The sequence below is a fragment of the Kitasatospora sp. NPDC001664 genome (assembly GCF_053596675.1).
On record NZ_JBSFGS010000023.1, the window covers coordinates 135,240 to 160,980 of the forward strand.

22 protein-coding genes are annotated in these 25,741 nt (G+C 74.6%); 13 read left to right on the plus strand and 9 right to left on the minus strand.

From position 1 onward, the window contains the following. Positions 1–206: 206 nt before the first annotated feature. A complete protein-coding gene (locus ACWCYY_RS28905; RefSeq protein WP_449797706.1) occupies positions 207–1,766 on the plus strand; it encodes a S8 family peptidase in 1,560 nt (519 codons plus the stop codon). A 54-nt stretch (positions 1,767–1,820) separates the two neighbouring features. Here the strand turns inward: ACWCYY_RS28905 and ACWCYY_RS28910 are convergent, their stop codons facing one another. Beyond that, a complete protein-coding gene (locus tag ACWCYY_RS28910; RefSeq protein WP_345286647.1) occupies positions 1,821–2,270 on the minus strand; it encodes a MarR family winged helix-turn-helix transcriptional regulator in 450 nt (149 codons plus the stop codon). A gap of 133 nt (positions 2,271–2,403) precedes the next feature. Here ACWCYY_RS28910 and ACWCYY_RS28915 point away from each other — a divergent pair, with 133 nt between their 5' ends. The 6 genes from ACWCYY_RS28915 to ACWCYY_RS28940 all read left to right on the plus strand — a co-directional run bounded on the left by ACWCYY_RS28915 (position 2,404) and on the right by ACWCYY_RS28940 (position 9,387). Next, on the plus strand, positions 2,404–3,846 hold the full coding sequence (locus tag ACWCYY_RS28915) for an MFS transporter (protein ID WP_449797707.1): 1,443 nt from the start codon (positions 2,404–2,406) through the stop codon (positions 3,844–3,846). 165 nt (positions 3,847–4,011) lie between these two features. Further along, positions 4,012–5,616, plus strand: a complete 1,605-nt coding sequence (locus tag ACWCYY_RS28920) for an FG-GAP-like repeat-containing protein (protein WP_449797708.1) — start codon at positions 4,012–4,014, stop codon at positions 5,614–5,616. Between the two features lie 83 nt (positions 5,617–5,699). Further along, positions 5,700–6,599 (plus strand): NAD(P)-dependent oxidoreductase, encoded by a 900-nt coding sequence (locus ACWCYY_RS28925; RefSeq protein ID WP_449797709.1) that lies wholly within the window; start codon positions 5,700–5,702, stop codon positions 6,597–6,599. Between the two features lie 103 nt (positions 6,600–6,702). Continuing rightward, entirely contained in the window at positions 6,703–7,116 is a 414-nt protein-coding gene (locus ACWCYY_RS28930; protein ID WP_449797710.1) for a VOC family protein, read from the plus strand. A gap of 87 nt (positions 7,117–7,203) precedes the next feature. Continuing rightward, a complete protein-coding gene (locus tag ACWCYY_RS28935) occupies positions 7,204–8,082 on the plus strand; it encodes an oxygenase MpaB family protein (protein ID WP_449797711.1) in 879 nt (292 codons plus the stop codon). Between the two features lie 294 nt (positions 8,083–8,376). Continuing rightward, on the plus strand, positions 8,377–9,387 hold the full coding sequence (locus ACWCYY_RS28940) for an isopenicillin N synthase family dioxygenase (protein WP_345286635.1): 1,011 nt from the start codon (positions 8,377–8,379) through the stop codon (positions 9,385–9,387). 40 nt (positions 9,388–9,427) lie between these two features. Here the strand turns inward: ACWCYY_RS28940 and ACWCYY_RS28945 are convergent, their stop codons facing one another. From ACWCYY_RS28945 to ACWCYY_RS28955, 3 genes are all read right to left on the minus strand, one after another. Then, the gene (locus ACWCYY_RS28945) at positions 9,428–10,402 is read right to left on the minus strand and encodes a septum formation family protein (RefSeq protein WP_449797712.1); all 975 of its coding nucleotides are present in this window, start codon (positions 10,400–10,402) and stop codon (positions 9,428–9,430) included. 96 nt (positions 10,403–10,498) lie between these two features. Beyond that, positions 10,499–12,862, minus strand: coding sequence for an FtsX-like permease family protein (locus ACWCYY_RS28950; RefSeq protein ID WP_449797713.1), 2,364 nt, complete (start codon positions 12,860–12,862; stop codon positions 10,499–10,501). Next, a complete protein-coding gene (locus ACWCYY_RS28955) occupies positions 12,859–13,563 on the minus strand; it encodes an ABC transporter ATP-binding protein (protein ID WP_345286630.1) in 705 nt (234 codons plus the stop codon). Before ACWCYY_RS28955 ends, ACWCYY_RS28950 begins: the two co-directional genes overlap by 4 nt. 209 nt (positions 13,564–13,772) lie before the next feature. Between ACWCYY_RS28955 and ACWCYY_RS28960 the strand changes: the two genes are divergently transcribed. From ACWCYY_RS28960 to ACWCYY_RS28970, 3 genes are all read left to right on the plus strand, one after another. Next, positions 13,773–15,077, plus strand: a complete 1,305-nt coding sequence (locus ACWCYY_RS28960; RefSeq protein ID WP_345286628.1) for a sensor histidine kinase — start codon at positions 13,773–13,775, stop codon at positions 15,075–15,077. Next, positions 15,074–15,760: a response regulator gene (locus ACWCYY_RS28965; protein WP_449797714.1), complete on the plus strand. Its 687-nt coding sequence runs from the start codon at positions 15,074–15,076 to the stop codon at positions 15,758–15,760. The genes ACWCYY_RS28960 and ACWCYY_RS28965 overlap by 4 nt, the downstream gene beginning before the upstream one ends. Before the next feature lie 91 nt (positions 15,761–15,851). After that, a complete protein-coding gene (locus ACWCYY_RS28970) occupies positions 15,852–16,571 on the plus strand; it encodes a MerR family transcriptional regulator (protein ID WP_345286624.1) in 720 nt (239 codons plus the stop codon). A 99-nt stretch (positions 16,572–16,670) separates the two neighbouring features. On the opposite strand, the gene ACWCYY_RS28975 is transcribed toward ACWCYY_RS28970, so the two are convergent. Next, complete coding sequence (locus ACWCYY_RS28975) at positions 16,671–17,609, minus strand: NADP-dependent oxidoreductase (protein ID WP_449797715.1); 939 nt, start codon at positions 17,607–17,609, stop codon at positions 16,671–16,673. 110 nt (positions 17,610–17,719) lie between these two features. Here ACWCYY_RS28975 and ACWCYY_RS28980 point away from each other — a divergent pair, with 110 nt between their 5' ends. Together ACWCYY_RS28980 and ACWCYY_RS28985 are read left to right on the plus strand one after the other, a co-directional pair. Continuing rightward, positions 17,720–18,115 carry a winged helix-turn-helix transcriptional regulator gene (locus ACWCYY_RS28980; RefSeq protein WP_449797716.1) on the plus strand — a complete coding sequence of 132 codons (396 nt, stop codon included), beginning with the start codon at positions 17,720–17,722 and terminating at the stop codon, positions 18,113–18,115. Positions 18,116–18,306: 191 nt separating this feature from the next. Next, entirely contained in the window at positions 18,307–19,359 is a 1,053-nt protein-coding gene (locus tag ACWCYY_RS28985) for an AraC family transcriptional regulator ligand-binding domain-containing protein (protein WP_449797717.1), read from the plus strand. Positions 19,360–19,422: 63 nt separating this feature from the next. On the opposite strand, the gene ACWCYY_RS28990 is transcribed toward ACWCYY_RS28985, so the two are convergent. The 4 genes from ACWCYY_RS28990 to ACWCYY_RS29005 are packed head-to-tail and all read right to left on the minus strand — an operon-like array spanning position 19,423 to position 25,124. Continuing rightward, positions 19,423–21,582: a 3-hydroxyacyl-CoA dehydrogenase NAD-binding domain-containing protein gene (locus ACWCYY_RS28990; protein ID WP_449797718.1), complete on the minus strand. Its 2,160-nt coding sequence runs from the start codon at positions 21,580–21,582 to the stop codon at positions 19,423–19,425. Positions 21,583–21,610: 28 nt separating this feature from the next. Continuing rightward, entirely contained in the window at positions 21,611–22,825 is a 1,215-nt protein-coding gene (locus ACWCYY_RS28995; RefSeq protein ID WP_345286613.1) for an acetyl-CoA C-acetyltransferase, read from the minus strand. Positions 22,826–22,839: 14 nt separating this feature from the next. Further along, complete coding sequence (locus tag ACWCYY_RS29000; protein WP_345286611.1) at positions 22,840–23,982, minus strand: acyl-CoA dehydrogenase family protein; 1,143 nt, start codon at positions 23,980–23,982, stop codon at positions 22,840–22,842. Between the two features lie 11 nt (positions 23,983–23,993). Further along, a complete protein-coding gene (locus tag ACWCYY_RS29005) occupies positions 23,994–25,124 on the minus strand; it encodes a CaiB/BaiF CoA transferase family protein (protein WP_449797719.1) in 1,131 nt (376 codons plus the stop codon). Positions 25,125–25,312: 188 nt separating this feature from the next. On the opposite strand from ACWCYY_RS29005, the gene ACWCYY_RS29010 reads away from it, so the two are divergent. Beyond that, the gene (locus ACWCYY_RS29010; RefSeq protein WP_345286607.1) at positions 25,313–25,576 is read left to right on the plus strand and encodes a DUF1876 domain-containing protein; all 264 of its coding nucleotides are present in this window, start codon (positions 25,313–25,315) and stop codon (positions 25,574–25,576) included. Positions 25,577–25,741 lie beyond the last annotated feature (165 nt).

The following is a 25,741-nucleotide window of genomic DNA, read 5'->3' on the forward strand; positions in this document are numbered from 1 at the left end:
GGGTGCCGGGGAGCCCTTCTCTGGGTGCGCCCGCCCCTGGCTGCCGTGCCCGGCGCGGACCGATGCTCTTGCCCAACGGCCGAGCGGCCCGCACCCTCCCCACACATCCGGTGCGGCCACGGCCCGGTGGGGGCGGCGCCCGACGTACCCGGTGCGGGCGCCGCCGCCCACCGTCCCCCTCACACCCCGCTCCAGGAGACCCCCACATGAAGCTCCGAAGCACGGCCACGGCCGCTGCCCTGCTGCTCGCCACCCTCGGCCTCCCCGCCCTGGCCGCCGCTCCGGCCGTCGCCGCCGGCCCCGCCGAGGGCACCGTGGTCGGCACCGACCGCGCCGGCGTGATCGAGGGCTCGTACATCGTCACCTTCGCCGACGGCGTCCGCAGCACCGAAGTCGCCTCCAAGGCCCAGCAGTTGGCGGGACGTCACGGCGGCAGCCTCAGCCAGGTCTACACCGCCGCGCTGAACGGCTTCGCGGTGCGCCTCTCGCCCGAGGCGGCCCGCCGGCTGGCCGCCGAGCCGGGCGTGCGCCGCGTCGAGGCCGACGGGCTGGCGCACGTCACCGGCACCCAGTCCAACCCGCCGTCCTGGGGCCTGGACCGGATCGACCAGACGGCCCTCCCGCTCGACAAGTCCTACACCTACCCCAACACCGCCTCCAACGTGACCGCGTACGTGATCGACACCGGTGTCCGGCTGACCCACCAGGACTTCGGCGGACGGGCCGTCAGCGGCTACGACTTCGTGGACAACGACTCCAACGCCTCGGACTGCCAGGGCCACGGCACCCACGTCGCGGGCACCGTCGGCGGCTCGGCCTACGGCGTGGCCAAGGGCGTGAAGCTGGTCTCCGTCCGGGTGCTGGACTGCAACGGCTCGGCGCCCTGGTCGACCGTCATCAAGGGCGTGGACTGGGTGACCGCCAACGCCGCCAAGCCCGCCGTCGCGAACATGAGCATCGGCGGCGACACCGACCAGACCCTGAACGACGCGGTGGCCAAGTCGATCGCCTCGGGCGTCACCTACGCCGTCGCCGCCGGGAACAGCTCCAAGGACGCCTGCACCTCCTCGCCCGCCTCCCTCGGCGCGGCGATCACCGTCGGCGCCACCGACTCCTCGGACGCCCGGGCCTCGTACTCCAACTACGGCACCTGCCTGGACCTCTTCGCGCCGGGCTCGGCCATCGTCTCCGCCTCCAACAGCGGCGACACCGCGAGCACCAGCATGAACGGCACCTCGATGGCCTCCCCCCACACCGCGGGCGCCGCGGCCCTGCTGCTCTCGGCCAACCCGTCCTGGACGCCGCAGCAGGTCCGTGACCAGCTGGTCGCCGACGCCACCACCGGCAAGGTGACCAACGCGGGCAGCGGCTCGCCGAACCGCCTGCTCAAGGTCGGCGGCGGCACCACCACCCCGCCCACCGGCAAGAAGTTCGAGAACACCGCCGACTACGCGATCGGCGACAACACCACCGTGGAGTCCCCGGTCTCCGTCACCGGCGTCACCGGCAACGCCCCGTCCGCGCTCTCGGTCGCGGTGGACATCCGGCACACCTTCCGCGGTGACCTGCGCGTCCAGCTGATCGCCCCGGACGGCAGCGCCTACCTGCTGAAGGACTACAACGCCAACGACAGCGCGGACAACGTCCAGGCCACCTACACCGTCAACGCCTCCTCCGAGGTGGCCAACGGCACCTGGAAGCTCCGGGTCACCGACAACGCGGCGAACGACACCGGCTACGTCAACGCCTGGTCCCTGCAGTTCTGACGAACCACCAGCGGGGGGCCGGACACCACCACGGTGTCCGGCCCCCTCGGCGTTTCACGGCCGGGGCCAGGGCCGCCCCGAGATCCGCTCGATCGAGCCGTTGAACCGCTGGAGGTAGCCCGCGAAGGCGGCCACGTCCTCCTCGCTCCAGTCGTCGAGCACCGTCTCCAGCCCGGCGACGATCTCCGCCCGCTCCCGCTCCAGCGCCCGCCCGCCCTCGGCCGTGACGCGGAACTTGCGGGCGATGCCGCCGCCCTCGTCGGGGATCCGCTCGACCAGCCCGGCCCGGGTCATCGCCGCCGTCTGCCGGTTGAGGGTCGAGACGTCGAGCCCGAAGGCCTCGCTGAGCTGACCGATCGTCATCGGGCCTTCCACCCCCAGGCGGCTGAGCAGGATGTAGGCGCTGCGGTCCAGCCCGCCCTCGCGCTTGCCGCGCGGGCTCAGGTGGCTGTGCCGGCCGAGCAGCATGGTCTCGAACTCGACCTGCTGGGTGGGCCTCTCCATCGCGCGCTTCCTTCCCTGCGGCACCTCTCCCACCAGCAGGTATACCACGGCACTGTGCACCGTACATGCGTTGTGCATCATGCACATCAGATGTACGGTGCACAGGCACCTGCCACCGCCCCGAGGAGACCCCGTGCCGGACAGCCCGCCCGCGAACACCCACCCCCGAGCCGTCACCGGCGTGCTCGCCCTCGCCGGCATCGTCGCCGCCGTCATGCAGACCCTGGTGGTCCCGCTGATCGGCGACCTGCCCGCGCTGCTCTCCACCAGCGCCTCGAACGCCTCCTGGGTGATCACCGCCACCCTGCTCTCGGCCGCCGTGGCCACCCCCGTCGCCGGGCGGCTCGGCGACATGTACGGCAAGCGCCGGATGCTGCTGGTCTCCACCGTGCCGCTGATCGCCGGTTCGGTGGTCTGCGCGCTCTCCTCCTCGGTGCTCCCGATGATCGTCGGGCGCGGCCTCCAGGGCGTCGGCATGGGCATCGTCCCGCTCGGCATCAGCCTGCTGCGGGACCTGCTGCCGCCCGAGCGGCTCGGCTCGGCGATCGCCGTGATGAGCGCCTCGATGGGCGTCGGCGGCGCGCTCGGCCTGCCGTTCTCGGCCGCCGTCGCCGAGCACGCCAGCTGGCGGGTGCTGTTCTGGGTGGCCGCCGGACTCAGCGTGCTGGTGGCCGTGCTGGTGGCCCGCACCGTCCCGGCCGGACGCTCCGTCAGCTCCCCCGCCGGACGCTTCGACCTCCCCGGCGCGCTCGGCCTCGGCGCCGGCCTGGTCTCGCTGCTGCTCGCCGTCTCCAAGGGCTCGGACTGGGGCTGGGGCAGCGCCACCACCCTCGGCCTGTTCGGCGCCGCGCTCGCCCTGCTGCTGCTCTGGGGCGTCTGGGAGCTGCGCACCGCCGACCCGCTGGTCGACCTGCGGGTGACCGCCCGCCCCCAGGTGCTGATCACCAACGCGGCGTCCGTCCTGGTCGGCTTCGCCATGTACGCCCAGTCCCTGGTGGTGCCCCAACTGCTCCAGCTGCCCGAGGCCACCGGCTACGGGCTGGGCCAGTCGATGATGGCGATGGGCCTGTGGATGGCCCCGGCCGGGCTGGCCATGATGGTGCTGGCCCCGCTCGGCGCCAAGCTCTCCGCGGCCAAGGGCCCCAAGGTCACGCTGGCCGTCGGCAGCCTGGTGATCGCCCTCGGCTACGGCTCGGCGCAGCTGCTGCTCGGCTCCACCTGGGGCCTGCTGCTGGCCTCCCTGGTCTGCAACACCGGCGTCGGCCTCGCGTACGGCGCGATGCCCGCGCTCATCATGGGCGCCGTCCCGCCCCAGGAGACCGCCTCGGCGAACAGCTTCAACACCCTGATGCGCTCCATCGGCAGCTCCGTCTCCGCCGCCGTCACGGGCGTGGTGCTGGCCCAGCTGACCACCGACTTCCACGGCCGTGCCCTGCCGTCCGAGCACGGCTTCCGGATCGCCCTGCTGATCGGTTCGGGTGTCGCCCTGGCAGCCGCCGCGGTGGCCACCGCCATTCCGGCCGCCCGCCCCGTCCGGGCCGCCGCCGCGCCCGACCCCGCCCCGGCCCGGGTCTGACCCACCGCAGGGGCTCGGCCGGACGGCCGAGGGCGGCTGACGGTCCGTCACCCGACCGGGTGGCGGCCGGGCACCCCACCCCGAGCCGCCCCGCCGCACCCGCCGGGCCCTTGCCATCATCCGTTCCCCGGGCCGACCCCCGACCGCCCGGCGGAAGGACCCGCCGTGAAGCTCACCCCCGCCCTCGACCTCGCCGTCACCCTGACCCTGACCACCGCGCTCTGCACGGCCGGGGCCTGGCTCACCGCCCGCCCCGTCCACGCCGCCCCCACCCGGGGGCTCGCCCCCGCCCCGATGGTCCTACGGGTGATGCCGCTGGGCGATTCGATCACCGCCGGCGACGGCAGCTCCACGGGAGCGGGCTACCGGCTCCCGCTGTACCGGACGCTGTCCGGTCGGGCACCGGGCGGTCAGGCACCGGGCGACCGGGCACCGGCCGAACGGCCGCGCTACAGCACCGACTTCGTCGGCTCCGGCGCGTACGGCGCGGTGCCCGACCCGGACCACGAGGGGCACAGCGGTTCCCTGATCGACCAGATCGCCCCGGGGGTCGACGGCTGGCTGGCCGCCGCCCAGCCCGACGTGGTGCTGCTGCACCTCGGCGTCAACGACCTCCTCCGCGGCGAACGCGCCCACGCCCCGGACCGCCTCTCCGCGCTGATCGACCGGATCACCGCCGCCCGGCCGGGCGCCACCGTCCTGGCCCTGGGCCTGATCCCCACCACCCACGGGGTCGAGAGCGCCGCACAGAGCTTCAACTCCTCCATGCAGGAGGCCATTTCAGCCAGGCAGCGGAGCGGCGCCAAGGTCCGCTACGTCACCCCGCCGTCCCTCGTCCCCGCCACCGAACTGCCCGACGGCCTGCACCCGAACGACCGCGGCTACGCCAGGCTCGCCGAGGCCTACGCCCGGGCGCTCGACCAAGCGGTCGCCGACGGGCTGGCGGTCCGCCCCGCACCGCACCGCGCGGGCACCGAATCGGGCGGCGCGGGCCGGGACCGCTGGGCCGACTTCGACGGCGACGGCCGGGCCGACCGCCTGGTGATCGCCGACGGCGGCGCGGTCCGGGCACTCCTCAACCGGGGCGGCGACGGCCACGGCGGCTGGCACGACCTCGGCCAGATCGCCACCGGCACCACCACCGACCGCACCCGCGTCCGCCTCGCCGACCTCGACGGCGACGGCCGCACCGACTACCTCACCCTCACCGACAACGGCGCCGTCACCGCCCACCTCAACCGAGGCGGCGACGGCCACGGCGGCTGGCAGAACCTCGGCCAGATCGCCACCGGCACCACCACCGACCGCACCCGCGTCCGCCTCGCCGACCTCGACGGCGACGGCCGCACCGACTACCTCACCCTCACCAACGACGGCGCCGTCACCGCCCACCTCAACCGAGGCGGCGACGGCCACGGCGGCTGGCAGAACCTCGGCCAGATCGCCACCGGCACCACCACCGACCGCACCCGCGTCCGCCTCGCCGACCTCGACGGCGACGGCCGCACCGACTACCTCACCCTCACCAACGACGGCGCCGTCACCGCCCACCTCAACCGAGGCGGCGACGGCCACGGCGGCTGGCACGACCTCGGCCGGATCGCCACCGGGGTGACGGTCCCTCAGCAGCAGGTGGAGTTCGCCGACTTCGACGGCGACACCCATGCCGACCGCCTGGTCACCGACGGCGCGACCCGGGCCGCGCTGTACGCCGGCGGCCCCGGACAGGGCGGCTGGACCGACCTCGGCCAGATCGCCACCGGCCCCTGAGGCCTCCGCCGCCCCCGCCCGGTCATGACGAGCCGTCAGTCGTATGCTCACCAACGGGGAACCACGACCGAGAGGGGAACGTCATGTCGGACCGGCTCGCCATCGGTGTGCTCGGCACGGGGATCATGGGGGCGGCGATGGCCCGCAACCTGGCCCGTGCCGGGCACTCCGTCACCGCCTGGAACCGCACCCGCGCCAAGGCCGAACCGCTGGCCGCCGACGGGGTCCGGATCGTCGGCGCGGCGGCCGAGGCCGTCGAGGGCGCCGACGTGGTGCTGACCATGCTCCACGACGGCGCGGCCGTCCTGGACGCGATGGGCCGGGCCGCCTCCGGCCTGCGCCCCGGGGCGCTCTGGATGCAGTCCACCACCGTCGGCCTGGAGGACGTCACCGCGCTGTCCGAACTGGCCGCCGCGCACGGCCTGGTGTTCTTCGACTGCCCCGTGCTCGGCACCCGCGCGCCCGCCGAGGCCGGGAAGCTCACCGTGCTGGCCGCCGGGCCCGCCGAGCACTGGGCCGAGCTGGTGCCGGTCTGGGACGCGGTCGGCGCCCTCACCGTCCGGACCGGCGACGACGGCGCGAGCGGCGCCGCCACCCGCCTCAAGCTGGTCGCCAACAGCTGGGTCCTGGCCGCCACCAACGCGGCCGGCGAGGCCCTGGCCCTCTCGCACGCCCTCGGCGTCGACCCGCAGCAGTTCCTCGACCTGATCGCCGGCGGCCCGCTGGACATGGGGTACCTGCACGCCAAGTCCGCCCTGATCCTCGGCGAAGGCCTCAGCCCGGCCTCCTTCGCCGTCACCACCGCCGCCAAGGACGCCCGCCTGATCGCCGAGACCGGCGCCCGGCACGGCGTCCGGCTCGACGTGGCCGCCGCCTCGGCCGAACGCTTCGAGCGGGCCGCCGCCCAGGGCCACGGCGACGAGGACATGGCCGCCGCGTACTACGCCAGCTTCGCGCCCGGCACGGAGCCGAAGCACTCCTGACGGACCGTCACGCGGGGCCGGACTCGGCAATCGAACATCCGGCCCCGGCGCGGCACCCCGCCCTACGCTCTCCTCCAGGTATCCCGACCGGAGGAGACGCCCGATGACCCAACCGCCCCCGCCCCAGGTCTGGCCCAGCCTGCGCGCGGCCGACGCCCCGGCCCTGATCCGCTTCCTGGTGGAGGCCTTCGGCTTCGAGGAGACCGCCGTCTACGCCGACGGCGACACCGTCCACCACGCCCAGCTGTCCTGGCCGGCCGGCGGCGGCGTCATGCTCGGCTCCGTCCGGGGCGGCGAGGACGACCCGTGGCCGCTGCGCCCGGGCTCCTTCGGCGCCTACGTGGTGGTCACCGGCGACCCGGACGCCCTCTTCGACCGCGCCGTCCGGGCGGGCGCCGAGGTGGTCACCGCCCCGCGCGACGTCGACTACGGCAAGGACGGCTCCCGCGACTTCACCGTCCGCGATCCGGAGGGCAACCTCTGGTCCTTCGGCACCTACCCGGGCGAGCCGCGCTGACCACGCGTCAGATCATGGTGTTGACCGGCCGGTTGCCGCCGCCCTAGGGTCTCGGCAGCCAGCCGTCCGCACCGGAAGGATCCCCCGATGAACCGCTACGAGTGGCTGCGGCGGATCCGCCGGCTCGACCCGGAGACCCAGTACACCGAGATCTACCGGATCATGAGCCAGTACGAGTTCCCCTGGGACACCAACCAGGCGCTCGGCTTCGCCCTCTACCGCACGTACGCGGTCCCCAGCATCGGCCGCCTGCTCGCCGAGACCGGGGAGTTCACCGGGCGGGCGCAGAAGCGCTACGACGACACCGTGCTGATCCTGGAGGCGGTGGTCGAGCACGGCTTCGACTCCCCTCAGGGCCGCGAGGCGATCCGGCGGATGAACCAGATGCACCGCCGCTACGCGATCTCCGACGAGGACTTCGTCTACGTGCTCGCCACCTTCGTGGTGGTGCCCAAGCGCTGGATGGACGACTACGGCTGGCGCCGCTTCTCCTCGCACGAGGTGCGCGCCTCGGTCAACTACTACCGCGAGCTCGGCCGCCACATGGGGCTGCGCGACGTCCCGGAGACCTACCGGGAGTTCGAGACCCTGCTCGACGGGTACGAGCGCGCGCACTTCGCCTTCGACCCCGGCGGCCGGGCCGTCTCGGACGCCACCCTGGACCTCACCGAGAGCTGGTACCCGCGCCCGCTCGGCGGCCAGATGCGGCTCTCCGCGCTCTGCCTGCTCGACGACCCGCTGCGGGAGGCCTTCGGCTACCCCGCCCCGCCGGCCGCCCTGCGCGCCGCCGTCCGCGCCGGGATGCGGCTGCGCGGCCGCTTCGTCCAACTGCTGCCCGCCCGCCGCACGCCGCACTTCGCCCGGGACGGGCGGCAGGTGCGGGGCTACCCGAACGGCTACCGGCTGAGCGAGCTGGGCACCTTCGGGACCGACGCCCCCGCGAAGTGCCCGTTCCCCCACTCCTGACGGAACGGCTCCGGACAGCGCAGTCCCCGGTACTTCCGTCCGTCTGCCGGATCCGTGGCCGTCGCTCGCGGAGCCGCGCCCGGAGGGAGTTGCCGGGGGCCTGACCGGGGGGCTTGGACCTGATCGCGCGGGGGGCCGACGTCTCGGCCGGCGGGGCGACCCGTCCGGTGTTCCCGGGGTGTACCCACAAGTCTCCTCCGCATTCCGGACAGGTCAACCCCCTGAGCGGAACAAACGCGCACTAATCTGGTGCTGTGGTCCGGTAGCAGCGGCACTCACCACGGACGGCGGCACATGACAGCGCACCTCACCGGTCTCCCGGTCATCGACCTCTCCCTCGCCGACGGCTCCGCCGACGACCGCGCCCTGCTGCACGACGCGCTGCGCGCGGCCGCCACCGAGGTCGGCTTCTTCCAGCTCATCGGCCACGGCGTGACACCGGAGGAGACCACCGAGCTGACCGACGCCATGCACGCCTTCTTCGCCCTGCCCGAGGCGGACCGACTGGCCGTCAGCAACCTCAACTCCCCGCACTACCGCGGCTACACCCGCACCGGCACCGAGCGCACCGGCGGCAGCCAGGACTGGCGCGACCAGCTCGACATCGGCGCCGAGCTGCCCCCGCACGTGCCCGGCCCCGAGGACCAGCCCTACTGGTGGCTGGAGGGCCCGAACCAGTGGCCGCCCGCGCTGCCCGCGCTGCGGCCCGCCGCGCTCAACTGGATCGACCGCCTGGGCGCGGTCGCCGCCAAGCTGCTGCACGAGCTGCTCGCCTCGATCGGCGCCCGCCCCGACTTCTACGACTACGCCTTCGCCGGCCACCCCCACCTGCGGCTCAAGCTGGTCCGCTACCCCGGCACCGCTCCCGACGGGGCGGGCCAGGGCGTCGGGGCGCACAAGGACTACGGGTTCATCACCCTGCTCCTCCAGGACACCGTCGGCGGGCTGGAGGTGCTGCTCCCCGACGACACCTTCCTAGCCGTCCCGCCGGTGCCCGGCGCCTTCGTGGTGAACCTCGGCGAGCTCCTCGAAGTCGCCACCGACGGCTACCTCAAGGCCACCCGCCACCGCGTGGTCAGCCCGCCCGGGGCCCGCGAGCGCTTCTCCGTCCCGTTCTTCTACAACCCCCGCCTCGACGCCCACGTCGAGCCGCTCGACTTCCCGAGCGCGCACCACGCCCCGGGCGCCACCGACGACCCGGCCAACCCGCTCTTCGCCGAGTTCGGGCGGAACGAGTTGAAGGGCTACGCCCGGGCCCACCCCGAGGTGACGGAGCGCCACCACCCGGAGCTGCTCTCCGCCTGATCGGGCCCGCGGGGTCGACCGGGCCGCGGCGAGGGCCCGGTCAGGCCTCGTCGGGAGCGTCCTGCGGGACGACCGGCAGGTCCAAGGCCGAGCGGAAGCGCAGGTCGGCCTGGCCGTGGACGCGCAACTTGTCGACCTCGGCGAGCAGTTGGACGGATTCCGTCCGCGCCACCAGGTCGGCCTGCCGGGCCTGGGCCTCCAGCTCCGCCTTGAGCGCGTCCAGCCGCTGCTTCGGCCCCTCGCTCCAGCGGACGCCGTCCAGCAGGCCCGACTCCACCCGCAGCGCCTTGGCCAGGTCGGCGGCGAACTCCCGGTACTGGAGCGGGGCTTGGGACGGATCCTGCTCCGGCCACTGGGACAGCGCCTCGTCGACGGGATGCTCGGCCGCCAGGTAGTCGTACTGCTCGGGCGAGTAGCCGGCCGTGCCCTTGGTGATCGAGCCCCGCCGCGGCTGCGGGTGGGTGAAGTGGCAGACCATTCCCCGTCCGCCGAGCTTCCACTGGGTCTCGCTCGGCATCAGCGCGCCGATCCTGGTCCCGCGCGGGATCGCCATGCGGTCGAGCACGTACCCGTACTGGCCGCGCCGGCACCGCCCCAGGACCATGGTGCGCAGCTCCTCGCTCCCCGGGTACGCCTGGTCGGCCAGGTCGTAGGCGGTGAACACCTCCATCCGGTGCGGCTCGGTGCAGGGCACCTCCTCGGCGCGCGACAGCTCGTCGTTCCCGCCCCGGAAGCACTCCCCGGGCTCCCACGGCTTCTCGGCGTCGCGGACGCGCTGTCCGACCTCCCGGACGGCCTCCGAGCCCTTGGTCGCCACCACCACCGTGGTGACGGCCACCAGGGCGACCGCCACCACCAGGGCGGCCCAGGCTCCCGGGCCGAACCGCCGCCGGGGCCGCTCGAACTGCCCGGGCAGCCCGGGCGGCGGCGGGTAGGACGGCGCGGCGTAGGGGTTCGGCTCCTCCACCGCACCGTCACGCGGGCTGCCCGGCCGGTCACATGACGGCGTGTCCACTGCTTCGCTCCCCCTGGTCCCGCCGCCACCACCAGCGGTCGAACGGCTGCGCGAGCGTACCGGAGCGGGCGGACGGCCCCGGGCCCGGGCCCGGGGTCACTCGGTCCGCAGGGCCGTCGCGGTGGTGGTGCGGGCCGCCCAGGTGGCCGGGAGGAGGGCGCCCAGCAGGGCGATCAGCAGCCCGGCCGGGGCCAGCAGGGCGAGCTGCCCCGGGCCCGGGCCGGCCAGCACGGACCTCGGGAGGTCGACGCCCGCGGCGTGGCCCATGGCGGGGACGACCACCTCGTGCAGCAGGACTCCGGCCGGGAGCCCGAGCGCGGTGCCGAGCAGCCCGATCAGGGTGACCGAGGAGAGCACCAGGGCCACGGTCTGACGCGGGGTCATGCCGACGGCCTTGGCGATGCCCAGGTCGCGGACCCGCTCCCGGGTGTCCAGCAGCACCGAGTTGAGCACCCCGAGCCCGGCCACCCCGACCAGCAGCAGGGTGAGCAGCGCCGCCATCGCGGTCAGCACCAGGGCCAGCCCCTCCCGCCCGTCCGGCGCCGTCGCGACCGCCTCGCCGCCCAGCGGGCCGACCACGGCGCCGAGCCGGGCGGCGTACGCGGCCGGGTCCGTCCCGTCGGTCAGGGCGACCAGGTAGGAGCCGGGGCCGGCGGCGGGGAAGTCGGCCAGCAGGGCGTGCAGGTGCATGCCCTCGTCCGCCGTCTCGAAGCCCTCGCCGACGATCCGCAGCTCCCTGGTGGTGCCACGGTGGACCACCCGGACGGTGTCGCCGATCCGGTGGCCGGTGCGGGCCAGGAAGCCGCTGGGGGCGACCACCTGGCCGGGGCCGTCCAGCCAGTGACCGTCGATCAGCTCCAGCGCGCCGCGCCGGGAGTCCCCTTCGTACAGCACCGCCCGGGAGGCGCCGGACACCCCGGGCACGCTGATCTCGGCCCAGGTCCGGCCGTAGTACCCCGCGGTGCCGGGCTCGGCCTCGATCGCGGCGCGCAGCCGGGCCGGGTCGGCGGCGGGCCGTTCGGCCTGGCCGGGGGCCGGGACGCCGGGCCCGCCGGAGCCGCCGGTGAAGACGGTCACCTGGGCCCGGCCGCCCGGGTCCTGGGCGGCGCCGACCGCGCCGAGGGAGCCCGTCAGGCCGACCGCGAAGACCGCCGTCAGGGTGCCGAAGGCGACCGCGAGCAGCATGGCCAGGGCCCGGACCGGGTGGGCGAAGGGCAGCGCCAGTCCGTACGTCACGGCCCGGGGCAGCGGGAGCCGGACGGCCAGCCGGTGGGCCCGGCGGCCGCGGCCGCCCCGCGGGGTGCGGCCCACCGCGATGGCCTCGACGGTGCGCAGCCGTCCGGCCCGCAGGGCGGGCAGCAGGGCGGCCAGGGCGACCACCGCCAGGGCGGTGGCCGGGACGAGCACGTCCACCCACCAGGCCACGCCGAGCGGGACCGCACCGTACGCCTCCTCGGTGTCGGCGAGCAGCGGCAGGGCCAGCAGGTTGCCGAGCGGCACGCCGAGCAGGACGCCCGCGCCGGCCGGGACCAGGGCCTGGGCCAGGTAGGCGCGGACCACCTCGGCGGGGGTGAAGCCGACCGCCTTGAGGATGCCGATCCGGCGCAGCCCGGTGCCGACCGCGCCGCTCACCGCTCCGGCCACGGTGATCACCGCCATGGCCAGGCCGAGCGCGCCGAAGGTGAGCAGGAACGGGACGGTGGGCGCGGCGCCCTGGTCCGCGGCCCGCTTGGTGTCCAGCCAGGAGACGGATCCCAGCACCGCGCCGGCGGGCAGCGCCCCGGCGTACGTCCGCCGGGCCGCGTCGAGGCGGGCCGCGCCGTCGGGGTCGGCGAGCCGGTGGAGCAGCTGGGTGGTGGCGGGCTGCTCCGGAGTGGCCAGGGCGTCGAGCTGACCGGGCGTCACCCAGGCGTCGGCGCTGCGGCCGGCCGAGGTGGCCAGGCCGACCACGGTGAACTCCCGAGATCCCGGGAGCTGCGCGGCGCGCAGCACCGTCCCGAGCGGGAAGCCGGGCCCGGCGAAGGCGCGGGAGAGCACCAGTTCTCCGGGCGCGGTTGCCCAGCGGCCGCTGCCGAGTTCGAGCCTGTCGACGGCGCCGCCGGGGCCCGCGCGGCCCACGGTGCTGAGGGCCGGCAGGCGGCGGCCCTCGGGGTCGGTCAGCTGGAGGCCCAGCGCCCGGTACGGGCCGGCGGTCTCGGTGACGCCCACGGCCCGTGCGGCGGCTTCGAGTTGGGCCCGGTCCGCCTTGGCCGGGTCCAGCTGGACGGTCAGGTGGGCCCCGTGCCCGCGGGCGAAGGCGCGGTCGAACGGGGCGTCGACGGCGACCAGCAGCGCCCCGGCCACCACGGAGGAGGCGACCGCGAACAGCGCGGCCAGCGCCACCACCAGGCTCTGCACCCTCCGTCGGGCCACCCCGGCGCGCACCACGGAGCCGAGGGCCCCGGCGAAGCGGATCCTCATCGGCCGGCCTCCGTCCGGGAGTGCCGCGCGAGTTGACCGTCCTGGGCGAGTTGACCGTCGATCAGCACCACCGTGCGGGTGGCGCAGGCCCGGGCGAGCTCCAGGTCGTGGGTGACCAGCACCACCGTCTGGCCGCCGCGGTGCAGCTCGGTGAGCAGCTCGCGCACCTGCTCCCCGGCGGCGCTGTCCAGGGCTCCGGTCGGCTCGTCCGCCAGCAGCAGGGCCGGGCGGTTCACCAAGGCCCGGGCCACCGCGACGCGTTGGCGTTCGCCGCCGGAGAGCTGTCCGGGGTGGGCCCGGGCGTGCCGGGCGATGCCGAGCTGCTCCATCAGCTCCTCGGCACGGGCGGCGGCGGTGCGCCGTCCGGCGCCGCGCAGCTGGGCCGGGAGCAGGATGTTGTCGGCCACGGTGAGGTCGTCCAGCAGGTTGAAGAACTGGAAGACCATGCCGATCCGTTCCCGGCGGAAGCGGGCCAGGGCGTGCTCGCCGAGCCCGTCCAGCCTGGTCCCGGCGACGGTGACGCTGCCGTCGGTCGGGCGGTCCAGCCCGGCCACCAGGTTGAGCAGGGTGGACTTGCCGCTGCCGGAGGGCCCGGTCACGGCCAGCGCCTCGCCCTCGGCGACGGTGAGGTCGAGCGGGCCGAGCGCGGTGGTGGTGCCGTGGCGCCGGACGACGCCGGCCAGTTCGATCACATGGGACACGGTGGTCCTCCGGTGAGGGGTCTCGGTTCGGGGAACGGGGTGAACCTAGGCCCGGGGGTGCGGGCGGCGCGTCGGCCGTCACGCCGACCTCCGGCCCTCCCGGCGGACGATCCCGGCCGCGGGTCCTTCCCGCGGCGTACGCCTCGCGGAGGGCGGGGTCGTCGTCAGGGTGGACGCGCCCGGGGCCACCCGGCCCGCACAATGACCCGGTGCGGGAGCGGGAACGACGCGGATGGCGTCACCAGGTGCGGGAGGCGCTGCGGGCGGAAGGCCGTCCGCCGGCCCCGCCGTCGCGCCTGGCCCGGTGGGCCGACGTGCTGCTCGCGGTGGTGCTGACCGTCACGGCCCTGGTGGTCGCGGTGCGGTACCCGGGCGACGGGCCGATCCGGATCGGCCCGCAGCAGGTCTTCACCGTCCCGGCCCCGCCGGACCTCCCGCTGGGCGCCGTGCCGGAGACGGCGGGGCCCGACGGGCCGTCAGCCGCCGCGCTCTGGCTGCTGGTGCCGCTCTCCGCGCTGCCGCTGGCGCTCCGTCGGCGGTGGCCGTTGGCGGTCTTCGCCCTGGTGCTGGCCGCCCTGCTGGCCCTCGGCGACCGGGCCTCCTGGATCAACGTGCTCTGCTGCGTGCTGGCCGCCTACGGCGCCGTCCGGCACAGCCGCCACCGGGTTCCGGCCGTCGCGGCGCTGCTGGCCGGGGCGGTGGTGGCGGGGGTGGTGCTGCGGGACGCGCGACCGGTGCTGCCGGGGTGGTCGAGCCCGGCGGTGGTGCTGCTGGCGGCGGGGGTCTCGGCCTCCCTGGTGCGGTTCTGGCAGCGGCGGCTGGCGGCCGGGCGGGAACGGATGGAGGAGCTGCGGCTGGCCCAGCGGGAGGAGACCCGGCGGGCGGTCGCCGAGGAGCGCGCCCGGATCGCGGCCGAGCTGCACGACGTGGTGACCCACAATGTCAGCGTGATGGTGATCCAGGCGGGCGCGGCCCGCACCGTGCTGGGCACCGCGCCCGAGCAGGCCCGCGAGGCGCTGCTCGCGGTGGAGTCCGGCGGACGGGCGGCGCTGGCCGAACTCCGGCAGGTGATGGGCCTGTTGGCCGCCCCCGAGCACGAACGGGCCGAAGGCCTGGAGCCCCAGCCCGGGCTGGGGCAGCTCGACGCGCTGGTGGAGCGGGTGGTGGCGGCCGGGCTCCCGGTGGAGACCAGCGTGGCGCTGCCCGCCGAACCGCTGGCGCCGATCGTGGAGCTGACGGTGTACCGGGTGGTGCAGGAGGCCCTGACCAACACCCTGAAGCACGCCCCGGGGGCCCGGGCCAGGATCACCCTGGAGACCTCCGGGGAGTGGCTGGCGATCGAGGCCACCGACACCGGCCCCGCCGGGGCCCGCATGCCCGTCAGCACCGGCGGCGGGCGCGGTCTGATCGGCCTGCGGGAGCGGCTCGCCGTCTGCGGCGGCGAACTGACCGCCGGGCCGACCCTGGCCGGCGGCTACCGGATCACCGCGCGGCTGCCCTGGCGGACCGGATGAGCGCGGCCCCGCTGCGGGTCGTCCTGGCGGACGACCAGGCGCTGGTGCGGACCGGCTTCGGCATGATCCTGGCCGCCGACGGCATCGAGGTGGTGGCCGAGGCCGCCAACGGGGCCGAGGCGGTGTCGGCCGTCCTGCGCACCCGGCCGGACGTGGTCCTGATGGACGTCCGGATGCCCGTGATGGACGGCATCGAGGCCACCCGCCGGATCGCCGGACAGGCCGGCGGCCCCAAGGTGCTCATCCTCACCACCTACGACCTCGACCACTACGTCTACGCGGCGCTCACCCTCGGCGCCAGCGGCTTCCTGCTCAAGGACGTCACCCCCGAGCACCTGGTCGCCGCCGTCCGCCTGGTGCGCACCGGCGACGCCCTGCTGGCCCCCGCCATCACCCGCCGCCTGGTCGAACGCTTCGCCCGCCCGGAGCCGCCCTCCTCCCCCTCTCCCCCGCCCCCACCGCACCGCGCCCTCGCCGACCTGACGCCCCGTGAGCTCGAGGTCCTGCGCCTGCTCGCCACCGGCCTCAGCAACGCCGAGCTCGCCGACCGCCTGGTCCTCAGCCCCACCACCGTGAAGACCCACGTCGGCCGCATCCTCACCAAGCTCGGCCTGCGCGACCGCGTCCAGGCCGTCGTCCTCGCCTACGAGACCGGCCTGATCACCCCGCACGCCGAAAGCTGAACCCCGCTTCTCGGCACCGGCCCGCCCCGGATGGGACACTACTGCTGTCACAGCGGTAGTGCCGCGTCCCGATCCGAGCAGGAGGCCCACCATGGCAGCGCCGGCGCCGTCGCAGATGACCGTCGACGAGTTGGCGGCGCGGGCCGGGGTGACGGTGCGGACACTGCGCTTCTACAGCACCAAGGGGCTGCTGCCCCCGCCGGAGCTGGGACCGCGCCGGGTCGGGTGGTACGGGGCCGAGCACCTGGGCCGGCTGGAGCTGATCGAGGAGCTCCAGCGGCAGGGCCTGACACTGGCCGCGATCGAGCGCTACCTGTCCCAACTCCCCGAGGACATCAGCTCCTTGGACCTGGCCTTCCACCGCGGTCTGGTCGCCTCCTGGACCCCCGAGGTGGCCGAGGAGGCGACCAGGGAGCAGCTGGGACGCCGGGTCGGCCGGGAGCTCTCCGAGGAGGACGTCGACCGGCTCGCCGCGATGGGCGCGGTGCACCGCACCGAGGACCCGGAGCTCTTCAAGATCGAGCCCGGCATGCTCCCGCTCGGCGTCCGCGTCCTGGACGTCCCCATCCCGCTGGAGACCCTGCTGGCGGCACGCGCCGTGGTCCGCCTGCACAGCCAGGCCACCGCGCACGACCTGCACCGCCTGTTCCGCGACACGGTCTGGCGCCCGTACCGGGAGAGCGAGCCCAGCGAGGAGGACCTGGAGCGGATGAAGGGCCTGACCGAACGGATCCAACCCATGGTCGTCCAGGCCCTGGTGACGGCCTTCCAGCGCTCCCTGGCCGAGGAGCTCACCCGCCGCGAGCCCTGAGCCGCGCGTACGTGACCGCACGGGCACGTCGAATGCGCTTGCAGCGCTGCCCGGACGGCATGCCGACTCCCCCGAGCCCCGTCCGCGCCCGGCGAGGAGTCATCGCACCAACACCACGGCACCCCTCCGGCCCGGGCGGGCCAACAGCTCATGGGCCCGGGCGGCCTCGCCGAGCGGGAGGACGGCACCGACCCGCAGGACGAGGCGGCCGTCGGCGGCCAGGGTGCTCAGCCGGGCCAAGGCCTCGCCGTCGGCGGCCACCCAGACCTGGGCGACCCTGATGCCGCGCAGGGCGACCGGGGCGCGGCCGGCCGAGAGGGCGACGAAGGCACCCCGGTTGCGGACCGCCCCGAGGGCCTCCACCCCGAGCAGTGCGGCGTCCAACGCCCCGTCCACCCCGCCGGGCACCAAGGCCCGTACCTGCTCGGCGAGTTCGCCACCGCCCCGGGGCACGAACCACTCCGCGCCCAGCCCGAGCAGCGCCTCCCGGTCCGCCTCCGCGCCCTGAGCCACCACCCGCAGCCCGCGCAGCGCGGCCAGTTGGACGGCGAGCCCGCCCACCCCGCCCGCCGCACCGGTGACCAGCAGCGTCGCCCCGGCCGGCAGGCCGAGCAGGTCGAGGGCCTGATCGGCCGTCAGGCCGTTGAGCGGCAGAGCCGCCGCCTCGACCACCGGCACCCCGTCCGGTGCCGCGGCCACGGCCGTCGCGTCCAGCACCACCTGATCGGCGTGGGTGCCGAGCGGGACGTCCAGCCGGTCCCGCAACCCGATCACCCGGTCGCCGAGCCCGAACCCCGCCACGCCCTCGCCCAGTTGCTCCACCACACCCGCGACGTCCCAGCCGATGCCGGTCACCTCCCGCTCCGCCACCAGCCCGGCCCCCGTCAGGACTCCGGCCCTGGTCACCGCGTCCACCGGGTTCACGGCGGCGGCCTCCACCCGGATCCGCACCTGCCCCGCCCCGGGCTCGGGCGGCTCCACCTCCTCCACGCCCACCTGCTCGGGACCTCCGAAAGTACGGACGACGACGGCACGCATCACTGCTCCCCTCCACGGACTGATCGCCAACTGCCGCCGACGCTACGGGCCGTTACGCTCCCCCGGTAAGGACGCACCCCGAGGTGCGTACCGCACCGGGAGGAGAGCCAGTGCCCACCATGACCGCCGCCCAGCGCCGCGCCGCCGAACGGGCCCGCTACGACGCCTACTTGGCCGACTGCCCGGCCCGCCACCTGCTGGAGCGGATCGGCGACAAGTGGGTCAGCCTGACCGTCAACGCCCTCGCGGACGGCCCGCTGCGCTACTCCGAACTCCGGGCCCGACTGGCCGGGATCAGCGAGAAGATGCTCACCCAGACCCTCCGCCACCTCGAACGCGACGGCCTGGTGACCCGCGCCGTCACCCCCACCGTCCCGGCCCGGGTCGACTACGCGCTCACCCCGCTCGGCGAGACCCTGCTCCCCGTCCTCCACACCCTCAAGGCCTGGGCCGACCAGCACATGCCCGAGGTCCTCCGGGCCCGCGCCGAACACGACCGGGGGTAGCCGAGGCAGGACGAGAAGGGCCCTCCCTCCGGGCCCGGTGGGGGTCGGGGCCGGGAGGAGGGCCTCTCATGGCGGGCGGCTGGGGGGCCTCCCGTCCCGACGCTAGATGATCGCGGCGGTGGAACCGAGGACCGAAGGCGTCAGGCACCGGACCCTGTGCGACAGGCACCGGCTGGCTATGCTCGGCTCCCATGCCGTCACAGCCGCCGTCACAGCCGCACGAAGGGACCACCCCCTCGGCGTTCACCCGGGTGAACGCCGGCTGCGCCGAACTGCTGGGCGTGGAGCGGGAGCAGTACGGCCGCCTGCTCGGCATGGCGCCTGAGCACCTCACCGACGACCGCTACCGGACGCCGGCCGCCACCAACATCCGGATCTGGCAGCTGATGGTCACTCAGGTCCACTGGACCGAGGTGGCCCTGGCGATGACGCGGCAGTCCTCGCTCGGGGCCTTCGGCGTCTGGGACTACCTGCTGACCTCCGCGGCCACCCCGCTCGACGGCCTGCGGGACGCCTCCGCGCACCTGGCCGCCATCGCCGACGCCGGAACGGAGGAGGTCCGGATCGCCGAGGAGGACGGGGAGGTCGTCGTCAGCCACGCCAACGAGGCGGACCTGACCGACGAGACCGCCGCCGCGATCCGCTCGTTCGCGATGGGGCTGTTCCGCCGGCGGCTCTCCGAGGCCACCCGGCAGGACCTGGTCCCCGTCCGGGTGGCGTTGGCGGCCCGTGCTCCCCGGCGGCACCGCGCGCTGCGCGAGCTCTACGGCGGGGCGCCGGTCGAGTTCGACGCCCCGATCTCCTCCGTCACCTTCGCCGCCGCCGACATCAGGGCCGCCAACCCCCTTGCCCAGCCGGGGCTTTCGGCCGTCCTGCGGGCGCACGCGGAGCAGAGCGTCGCCACCGCCGTCCCGCTGCACAGCTGGCTGGACCTGTTCCGGATCGCCCTCGCGGCGGCGGAGCGGGAGGGCGGACCGACCCTCACCGCGGTGGCGCAGCGGCTGGCGATCGGCCCGCGCACCCTCCAGCGCCGCCTGGACGAGCACGGCACCACCTGGCGGGAGGAGCTGCAGGCCGTCCGCCGCACCCGGGCCCTGGAGCTGCTGCGGGGCACGGAGTTGAGCACCGAGGCGATCGCCGCCCGCACCGGCTACGCCGACGCCCGCGCCCTGCGCCGCGCGGTCAGGAGGTGGTCCGGCAGCAGCCCCAGCGCCCTGCGCGAGGCCGAGGGGCTGTCGCCTTGACGGGGCCCGGCCGGTGACCGAGGTGGTCACCGGCCGGGCCCCGAGGGCACTCCCGGCGAGGCGTCAGAAGGTGCGGCCCTCGGCCGCCATCTCGTCCAGCAGCGCCGGCGGCTCGAACCGCGGCCCGTACGCGGCCGCCAACTCCCGGGCGCGGGCGGCGAACCCGCCGACGCCGCCCTCGTAGCCGTTGATGTACTGGAGCACGCCGCCCGTCCAGGCCGGGAAGCCGATGCCGAGGATGGAGCCGACGTTGGCGTCCGGCACCGTGGTGAGGACGTCCTCCTCCAGGCAGCGGACCGAGTCGATCGCCTCGGAGAAGAGCATCCGCTCCTGCATGTCGCGGAACGGGATCTCCGCGCCGGGGCGGGTGAAGTGCTCGCGCAGGCCCGGCCAGAGGCGGGTGCGCTTGCCGTCCTCGTACTCGTAGAAGCCGGCTCCGCCGCTGCGGCCGGGGCGGTCGAACTCGGTGACCATCCGGTCGAAGACCTCGTCGGAGGGGTGGCCGGGCCAGACTCCGCCGGCCTCCTCGACGGCGCGGCGGGCCTCGTCGCGGATCTTGCGCGGCAGGGTGAGGGTCAGCTCGTCGAGCAGCGAGAGGACCTTCGCGGGGTAGCCGGCCTGGGCGGCGGCCTGCTCGATGGAGGCGGGCTCCAGGCCCTCGCCGACCATCGCCACGCCCTCGCTGATGAACTGTCCGATCACCCGGGAGGTGAAGAAGCCGCGGGAGTCGTTCACCACGATCGGGGTCTTCTTGATCTGCTGCACCAGGTCGAACGCGGCCGCCAGTGCCTCGTCGCCGGTCTGCGGGCCTCGGATGATCTCGACCAGCGGCATCTTGTCGACCGGCGAGAAGAAGTGCAGGCCGATGAAGTCGGCCGGGCGCTCCACGCCCTCCGCCAGCAGGCCGATCGGCAGGGTGGAGGTGTTGGAGCAGAGCAGCGCGTCGGGCGCGACCACGCCCTGGACCTCCTGGAACACCTTGTGCTTGAGCTCGGTGTTCTCGAAGACCGCCTCGATCACGGTGTCGCAGCCGGCCAGATCGGCCGCCTCGGCGGTGGGGGTGATCCGGTCCAGGAAGGCGTCCCGCTCCTCTGCGGTCATCCGGCCGCGGGCCACCTGCTTCTCCAGCAGCCCGGCGGAGTAGTCCTTCCCGCGCTCGGCGGCCTCCAGCGTGACGTCCTTGAGGAAGACCGTGAGGCCGGCCTTGGCGCAGGAGTAGGCGATCCCCGCGCCCATCATCCCGGCGCCGAGCACCGCGACCCGCTCGGCCTTCCGCTTGGCCGGCGAAGCCGGGCGGCTGGCACCGGAGTTGACGGCCTGCATGTCGAAGAACAGCGCCTTGATCATGTTCTTCGAGGTCTGCCCGCAGGCCAGCTCGGTGAAGTACCGGGCCTCGATCACGAAGGCGTTGTCCACGTCCACCTGGGCGCTCTCCACGGCGGCCGCGAGCACGTTGCGCGGGGCCGGGTAGGGGGCGCCGTTGATCTGCTTGCGCAGGTTGGCCGGGAAGGCGGGCAGGTTGGCGGCGAAGGCGGGGGTGGCGGGGGTGCCGCCGGGGATCTTGTAGCCCTTGACGTCCCAGGGCTGAACCGCGGTCTCGTTGGCCTCCACCCAGGCGCGCGCCCTGACGAGCAACTCGTCCGCGTCGGAAACGAGTTCGTCGACCAGGCCGATCTCCAGCGCCTGCGCCGGGCGGTACTGGCGGCCCTGCAGCAGCACCTTCAGCAGCGCGTCGGTGATGCCGAACATCCGGACCGTGCGGACCACCCCGCCGCCGCCGGGCAGCAGGCCCAGCGTCACCTCGGGCAGGCCGATCTTGCTGCCGGGCGCGTCCAGCGCGATCCGGTGGTGGCAGGCCAGGGCCAGCTCCAGGCCGCCGCCGAGGGCCGCGCCGTTGATGGCCGCGACCACCGGCCGGCCGAGCGTCTCCAGGGTGCGCAGCGAGCGCTTGATCCGCATCGAGTTGTCGAACACCCGCTGGGCGTCGGCGGGTTGGGCCGCGGAGATGAGGCGCAGGTCGCCGCCGGCGAAGAAGGTCTTCTTGGCCGAGGTGATGATGACACCACGGAGGCCGTCGAAGTCCTTGAGGCGCTGGACGGTCTCCTCGAACGCGGCGGTGAAGGCGGCGTTCATGGTGTTGGCGGACTGGTCCGGGTCGTCGAGCACCAGGGTGACCACACCGGCCTGGTCCTGCTCCCAGCGGATGGGGGTGACGGAAGTCATGACTGAGGTCTCCAGAAGTGTCGGGTGGTCAGATGCGCTCGATGACGGTGGCGATGCCCATCCCGCCGCCGACGCACAGGGTCACCAGGCCGTAGCGCTGCTCGCGGCGCTCCAGCTCGTCCAGCACCGTGCCGATCAGCATCGCGCCGGTGGCGCCCAGCGGGTGGCCGAGGGCGATGGAGCCGCCGTTGACGTTCACCTGGTCCGGCCGGAAGCCGAGCTCGCGCACGAAGCGCAGGGCGACGGCGGCGAAGGCCTCGTTGATCTCCACCAGGTCGATGTCGGCGGCGGTCAGTCCGGCCTTCGCCAGTGCCTTGCGGGTGGCCGGGGCGGGGCCGGTGAGCATGATGGTGGGCTCGGAGCCGGAGACGGCGGCGGAGACGATCCGCCCGCGCGGGCGCAGCCCGTACCGCTCGCCGACCTCGCGCGACCCGATCGCGACCAGCGCCGCGCCGTCCACGATGCCGGAGGAGTTGCCCGCGTGGTGGACGTGGTCGATGGCCTCGACCCAGTGGTACTTCTGCAGCGCGACGGCGTCGAAGCCGCCCATCTCGCCGATGGCGGCGAAGGAGGGCTTGAGGCCGGCCAGGGTCTCCACCGTCGTCCCCGGGCGGATGAACTCGTCGCGCTCCAGCACGACCAGGCCGTTGCGGTCGCGCACCGGCACCACCGAGCGGTCGAACAGGCCGTCGGCCTGGGCCTTGGCGGCGCGGGCCTGGGACTCGGCGGCGAAGGCGTCCACGTCGGCGCGGGAGAAGCCCTCGATGGTGGCGATCAGGTCGGCGCCGATGCCCTGCGGGATGAAGGAGGTCTCGTAGGCGGTCATCGGGTCGGCGAACCAGGCACCGCCGTCGGAGCCCATCTTGACCCGGCTCATCGACTCCACGCCGCCGGCCAGGATGAGGTCCTCCCAGCCCGAACGGACCTTGGCCGCGGCCTGGTTGACGGCCTCCAGGCCGGAGGCGCAGAAGCGGTTCTCCTGCACGCCGGCCACGGTGTCCGGCAGGCCGGCCGCGATGGCGGCCACCCGGGCGATGTCGGAGCCCTGGTCGCCGATCGGGCTGACCACGCCGAGCACGATGTCGTCGATCGCGGCCGGGTCCAGGCCGGGCAGGCGGCGCTGGATCTCGTGGATCAGGCCGACCACCAGGTCGATCGGCTTGGTGGCGTGCAGCGAACCGTTGGCCTTGCCCCGGCCGCGCGGAGTGCGGATCGCCTCGTAGACGTACGCTTCGGTGGTCACGGTGTGGGTGCCTTTCAGCCGAGGATGGAGCGGCCGATGATCTCTTTCATGATCTCGGTCGTGCCGCCGTAGATGGTCTGGATCCGGCCGTCGGTGAACGCCTTGGCGACCGGGTACTCCGTCATGTAGCCGTACCCGCCGTGCAGTTGGAGGCAGCGGTCGGCGGTGCGCTTCTGCAGTTCGGTGGCCCACCACTTGGCCATCGAGGCGTCCACCGGGGTGAGCGCCCAGCGGTTGTGCTCGGTGATGCAGCGGTCCACGAAGGTCCGGGTGACGGCGCACTCGGTGGCCAGCTCGGCGATCTCGAAGCGGACGTGCTGGAGCTTGGCCAGCGGGCGCCCGAAGGCGGTGCGCTGCTTGACGTACTCGGTGGTGAGCTCGACCAGGTGCTCGGCCCCGGCGATCGCGGCCACCGCGATGGCCAGGCGTTCCTGGGCGAGGTTGCGCATCAGGTAGTAGAAGCCCTGGTCGACCTCGCCGAGCAGGTTCTCCTTGGGGACGCGGACGTCCTGGAAGAACAGCTCGGCGGTGTCCTGGGCCTTCTGGCCGATCTTGTCGAGGTTGCGGCCGCGCTCGAAGCCGGGCATCCCGCGCTCGACCACCAGCAGGCTGAGGCCGTGCGCTCCGCCCTCCTCGGTGGTCTTGGCGACCACCACCACGAGGTCGGCCAGGATGCCGTTGGAGATGAAGGTCTTGGCGCCGTTCAGCAGGTAGTGGTCGCCCTTGTCCTCGGCCCGGGTGGTGATGCCCTGGAGGTCGGAGCCGGTGCCGGGCTCGGTCATCGCGATGGCGGTGATCAGCTCGCCGGAGCAGAAGCCGGGCAGCCAGCGGCGCTTCTGCTCCTCGGTGGCCAGCTGGCTGAGGTAGGGGCCGATGATGTCGTTGTGCAGACCGATCGCCAGGCCGCTGGCCCCGGCCCGGACGAACTCCTCGGCCAGCACGGCCGGGTAGCGGAAGTCGCCCTCGCCGCCCCCGCCGTACTCCTCCTCGACGGCCAGGCCGAGCAGGCCCTGCCGCCCGGCGGCCAGCCAGGCCGAGCGGTCGACGATGCCGTCCTTCTCCCAGCGGTCGTGGTGCGGCAGCACCTCCTTGGCCAGGAAGGCCCGGACGGTCTCGCGGAACGCCTCGTGCTCCTCGGTGTAGATCTCGCGCTGCACGGCTCCTGCTCTCAACTGGAGGGGGTGTGAAGGCTCTTGACGTCCCAGTCGCGCGCCACCTGCTCGGTGTGCGCGCCGGGGAGGGCCGGCGGTCGGTGCACCGAGCCGGGGGTGGCGGAGAACCGGGGCGCCGGGGCGGGCTGGATGACGCCGCCCCCGGTGAGGTAGGTGCCCCGGGCCACCAGGTGCGGGTGGACGGCGGACTGACCGAGCGTCAGCACCGGGGAGGTGCAGGCGTCCGTGCCCTCGAAGAGCTCGGTCCACTCGGCCTGGGTGCGGGTGGCGAACCGGGCCGCGACGGCCGCCCGCAGCTCGGGCCAGCGCGGCAGGTCGTACTGACCGGGGGCGTCGGCGGGGAGCTCCAGCAGCCGGGTGAACTCGGCCCAGAACTGGGGCTCCAGTGCGCCGACCGCCATGTACCGGCCGTCCGAGGTGCGGTAGGTGGCGTAGCACGGGGCGCCGCCGTCCAGCAGGTTGACGCCGCGTCCGTCCTGCCAGAGCCCGGCGCCCAGCAGGCCCCAGAGCATGGTGGTCAGGTGTGCGGCGCCGTCCACGATGGCGGCGTCCACCACCTGGCCGGCGCCGGTGAGTTCGGCGTGCCGCAGGCCGGCCAGCAGGCCGACCACCAGGTAGAGCGAGCCGCCCGCGTAGTCGCCGAGCAGGTTGGCCGCCCAGGCGGGCGGGCCGTCCGCCGGGCCGGCCAGGCCGAGCACCCCGGCGGTGGCGGTGTAGCCGAGGTCGTGCCCGGCCCGCTGGGCGAGCGGACCGCCCTGGCCCCAGCCGGTCATCCGGCCGTAGACCAGTGCGGGGTTGCGGGCCAGGCAGGCCTCCGGGCCGACACCGAGGCGCTCGGCGACGCCCGGGCGGTAGCCCTCGATCAGCAGGTGGGCGCGCTCGACCAGGTCGAGCACCTGACCCGGGCCCTCGGGGGCCTTGAGGTCCACGAGGACCGAGCGCTTGTTCCGGTTGGTCAGGTCGTGCTCGGGGGCGGGGCCGAGCGGGGACGGACCCGGGCGGTCCACCCGGACCACGTCCGCCCCGAGGTCGGCGAGCAGCATCGCGGCGAACGGGCCGGGCCCGATGCCGGCCAACTCCACCACCCGCACCCCGGCGAGTGGTCCCCGGTTGGTCGAACCGTCCACAGCCGTCCTCTCGTCTTTGACAGTGGGGCTGTCACAGTCGCGATGATAGACAAGTGACCCGGCGGTAACAAGGCTTCGGCGCACGGGTCGCGGATCCGGTCCGACCCGCCTCCCGCCCGCCTTGAAATCGGCCGTGCACAGGCGGAGGCTGGGCCTTGAACGATCCACCCGGAATGAGGTGATCGACCATGCGAAACCAGTGGAACGTCGCCCTCGTCTTCGAGGAGGACGAGAACCGCACCACCTGCACCGCCTCACTGGAGGGCTTCAGCGCCCCCGGCGTCCGCGGCCTCGGCATCGCCCGTCGCAACCCGGACGACGCCCCCGACTCCACCGTCGGAGAGGAGCTGGCCGCGGCCCGCGCCTGCTCCAACCTGGCCCACGAGCTCATCCTCAAGGCCGCCTCCGGCATCGAGTCCCACACCCACCGCGAGGCCCGTCTGCTCTTCTGACGGCGCCTCACCCGCCCGGTGAACGCACGGAGGCCCCGCCGTGACGGCGGGGCCTCCGGTGTGCGGACGGCTAGTGTCCTGAGTCCTTGATCCGTCGGATGTATCCGGCGAGGGATTCGAGGATCTGGTCAGCGGGTTTGGTCCAGACGTAGGGCCGGGGGTCGG

Excerpts from the sequence above, each read along its gene's own strand:
- ACWCYY_RS28905 (WP_449797706.1), top strand. The coding sequence starts at position 207 with ATGAAGCTCCGAAGCACGGCCACGGCCGCTGCCCTGCTGCTCGCCACC.
- ACWCYY_RS28910 (WP_345286647.1), bottom strand. The coding sequence starts at position 2,270 with ATGGAGAGGCCCACCCAGCAGGTCGAGTTCGAGACCATGCTGCTCGGC.
- ACWCYY_RS28925 (WP_449797709.1), top strand. The coding sequence starts at position 5,700 with ATGTCGGACCGGCTCGCCATCGGTGTGCTCGGCACGGGGATCATGGGG.
- ACWCYY_RS28930 (WP_449797710.1), top strand. The coding sequence starts at position 6,703 with ATGACCCAACCGCCCCCGCCCCAGGTCTGGCCCAGCCTGCGCGCGGCC.
- ACWCYY_RS28935 (WP_449797711.1), top strand. The coding sequence starts at position 7,204 with ATGAACCGCTACGAGTGGCTGCGGCGGATCCGCCGGCTCGACCCGGAG.
- ACWCYY_RS28940 (WP_345286635.1), top strand. The coding sequence starts at position 8,377 with ATGACAGCGCACCTCACCGGTCTCCCGGTCATCGACCTCTCCCTCGCC.
- ACWCYY_RS28950 (WP_449797713.1), bottom strand. The coding sequence starts at position 12,862 with ATGAGGATCCGCTTCGCCGGGGCCCTCGGCTCCGTGGTGCGCGCCGGG.
- ACWCYY_RS28965 (WP_449797714.1), top strand. The coding sequence starts at position 15,074 with ATGAGCGCGGCCCCGCTGCGGGTCGTCCTGGCGGACGACCAGGCGCTG.
- ACWCYY_RS28970 (WP_345286624.1), top strand. The coding sequence starts at position 15,852 with ATGGCAGCGCCGGCGCCGTCGCAGATGACCGTCGACGAGTTGGCGGCG.
- ACWCYY_RS28975 (WP_449797715.1), bottom strand. The coding sequence starts at position 17,609 with ATGCGTGCCGTCGTCGTCCGTACTTTCGGAGGTCCCGAGCAGGTGGGC.
- ACWCYY_RS28985 (WP_449797717.1), top strand. The coding sequence starts at position 18,307 with ATGCCGTCACAGCCGCCGTCACAGCCGCACGAAGGGACCACCCCCTCG.
- ACWCYY_RS28990 (WP_449797718.1), bottom strand. The coding sequence starts at position 21,582 with ATGACTTCCGTCACCCCCATCCGCTGGGAGCAGGACCAGGCCGGTGTG.
- ACWCYY_RS29010 (WP_345286607.1), top strand. The coding sequence starts at position 25,313 with ATGCGAAACCAGTGGAACGTCGCCCTCGTCTTCGAGGAGGACGAGAAC.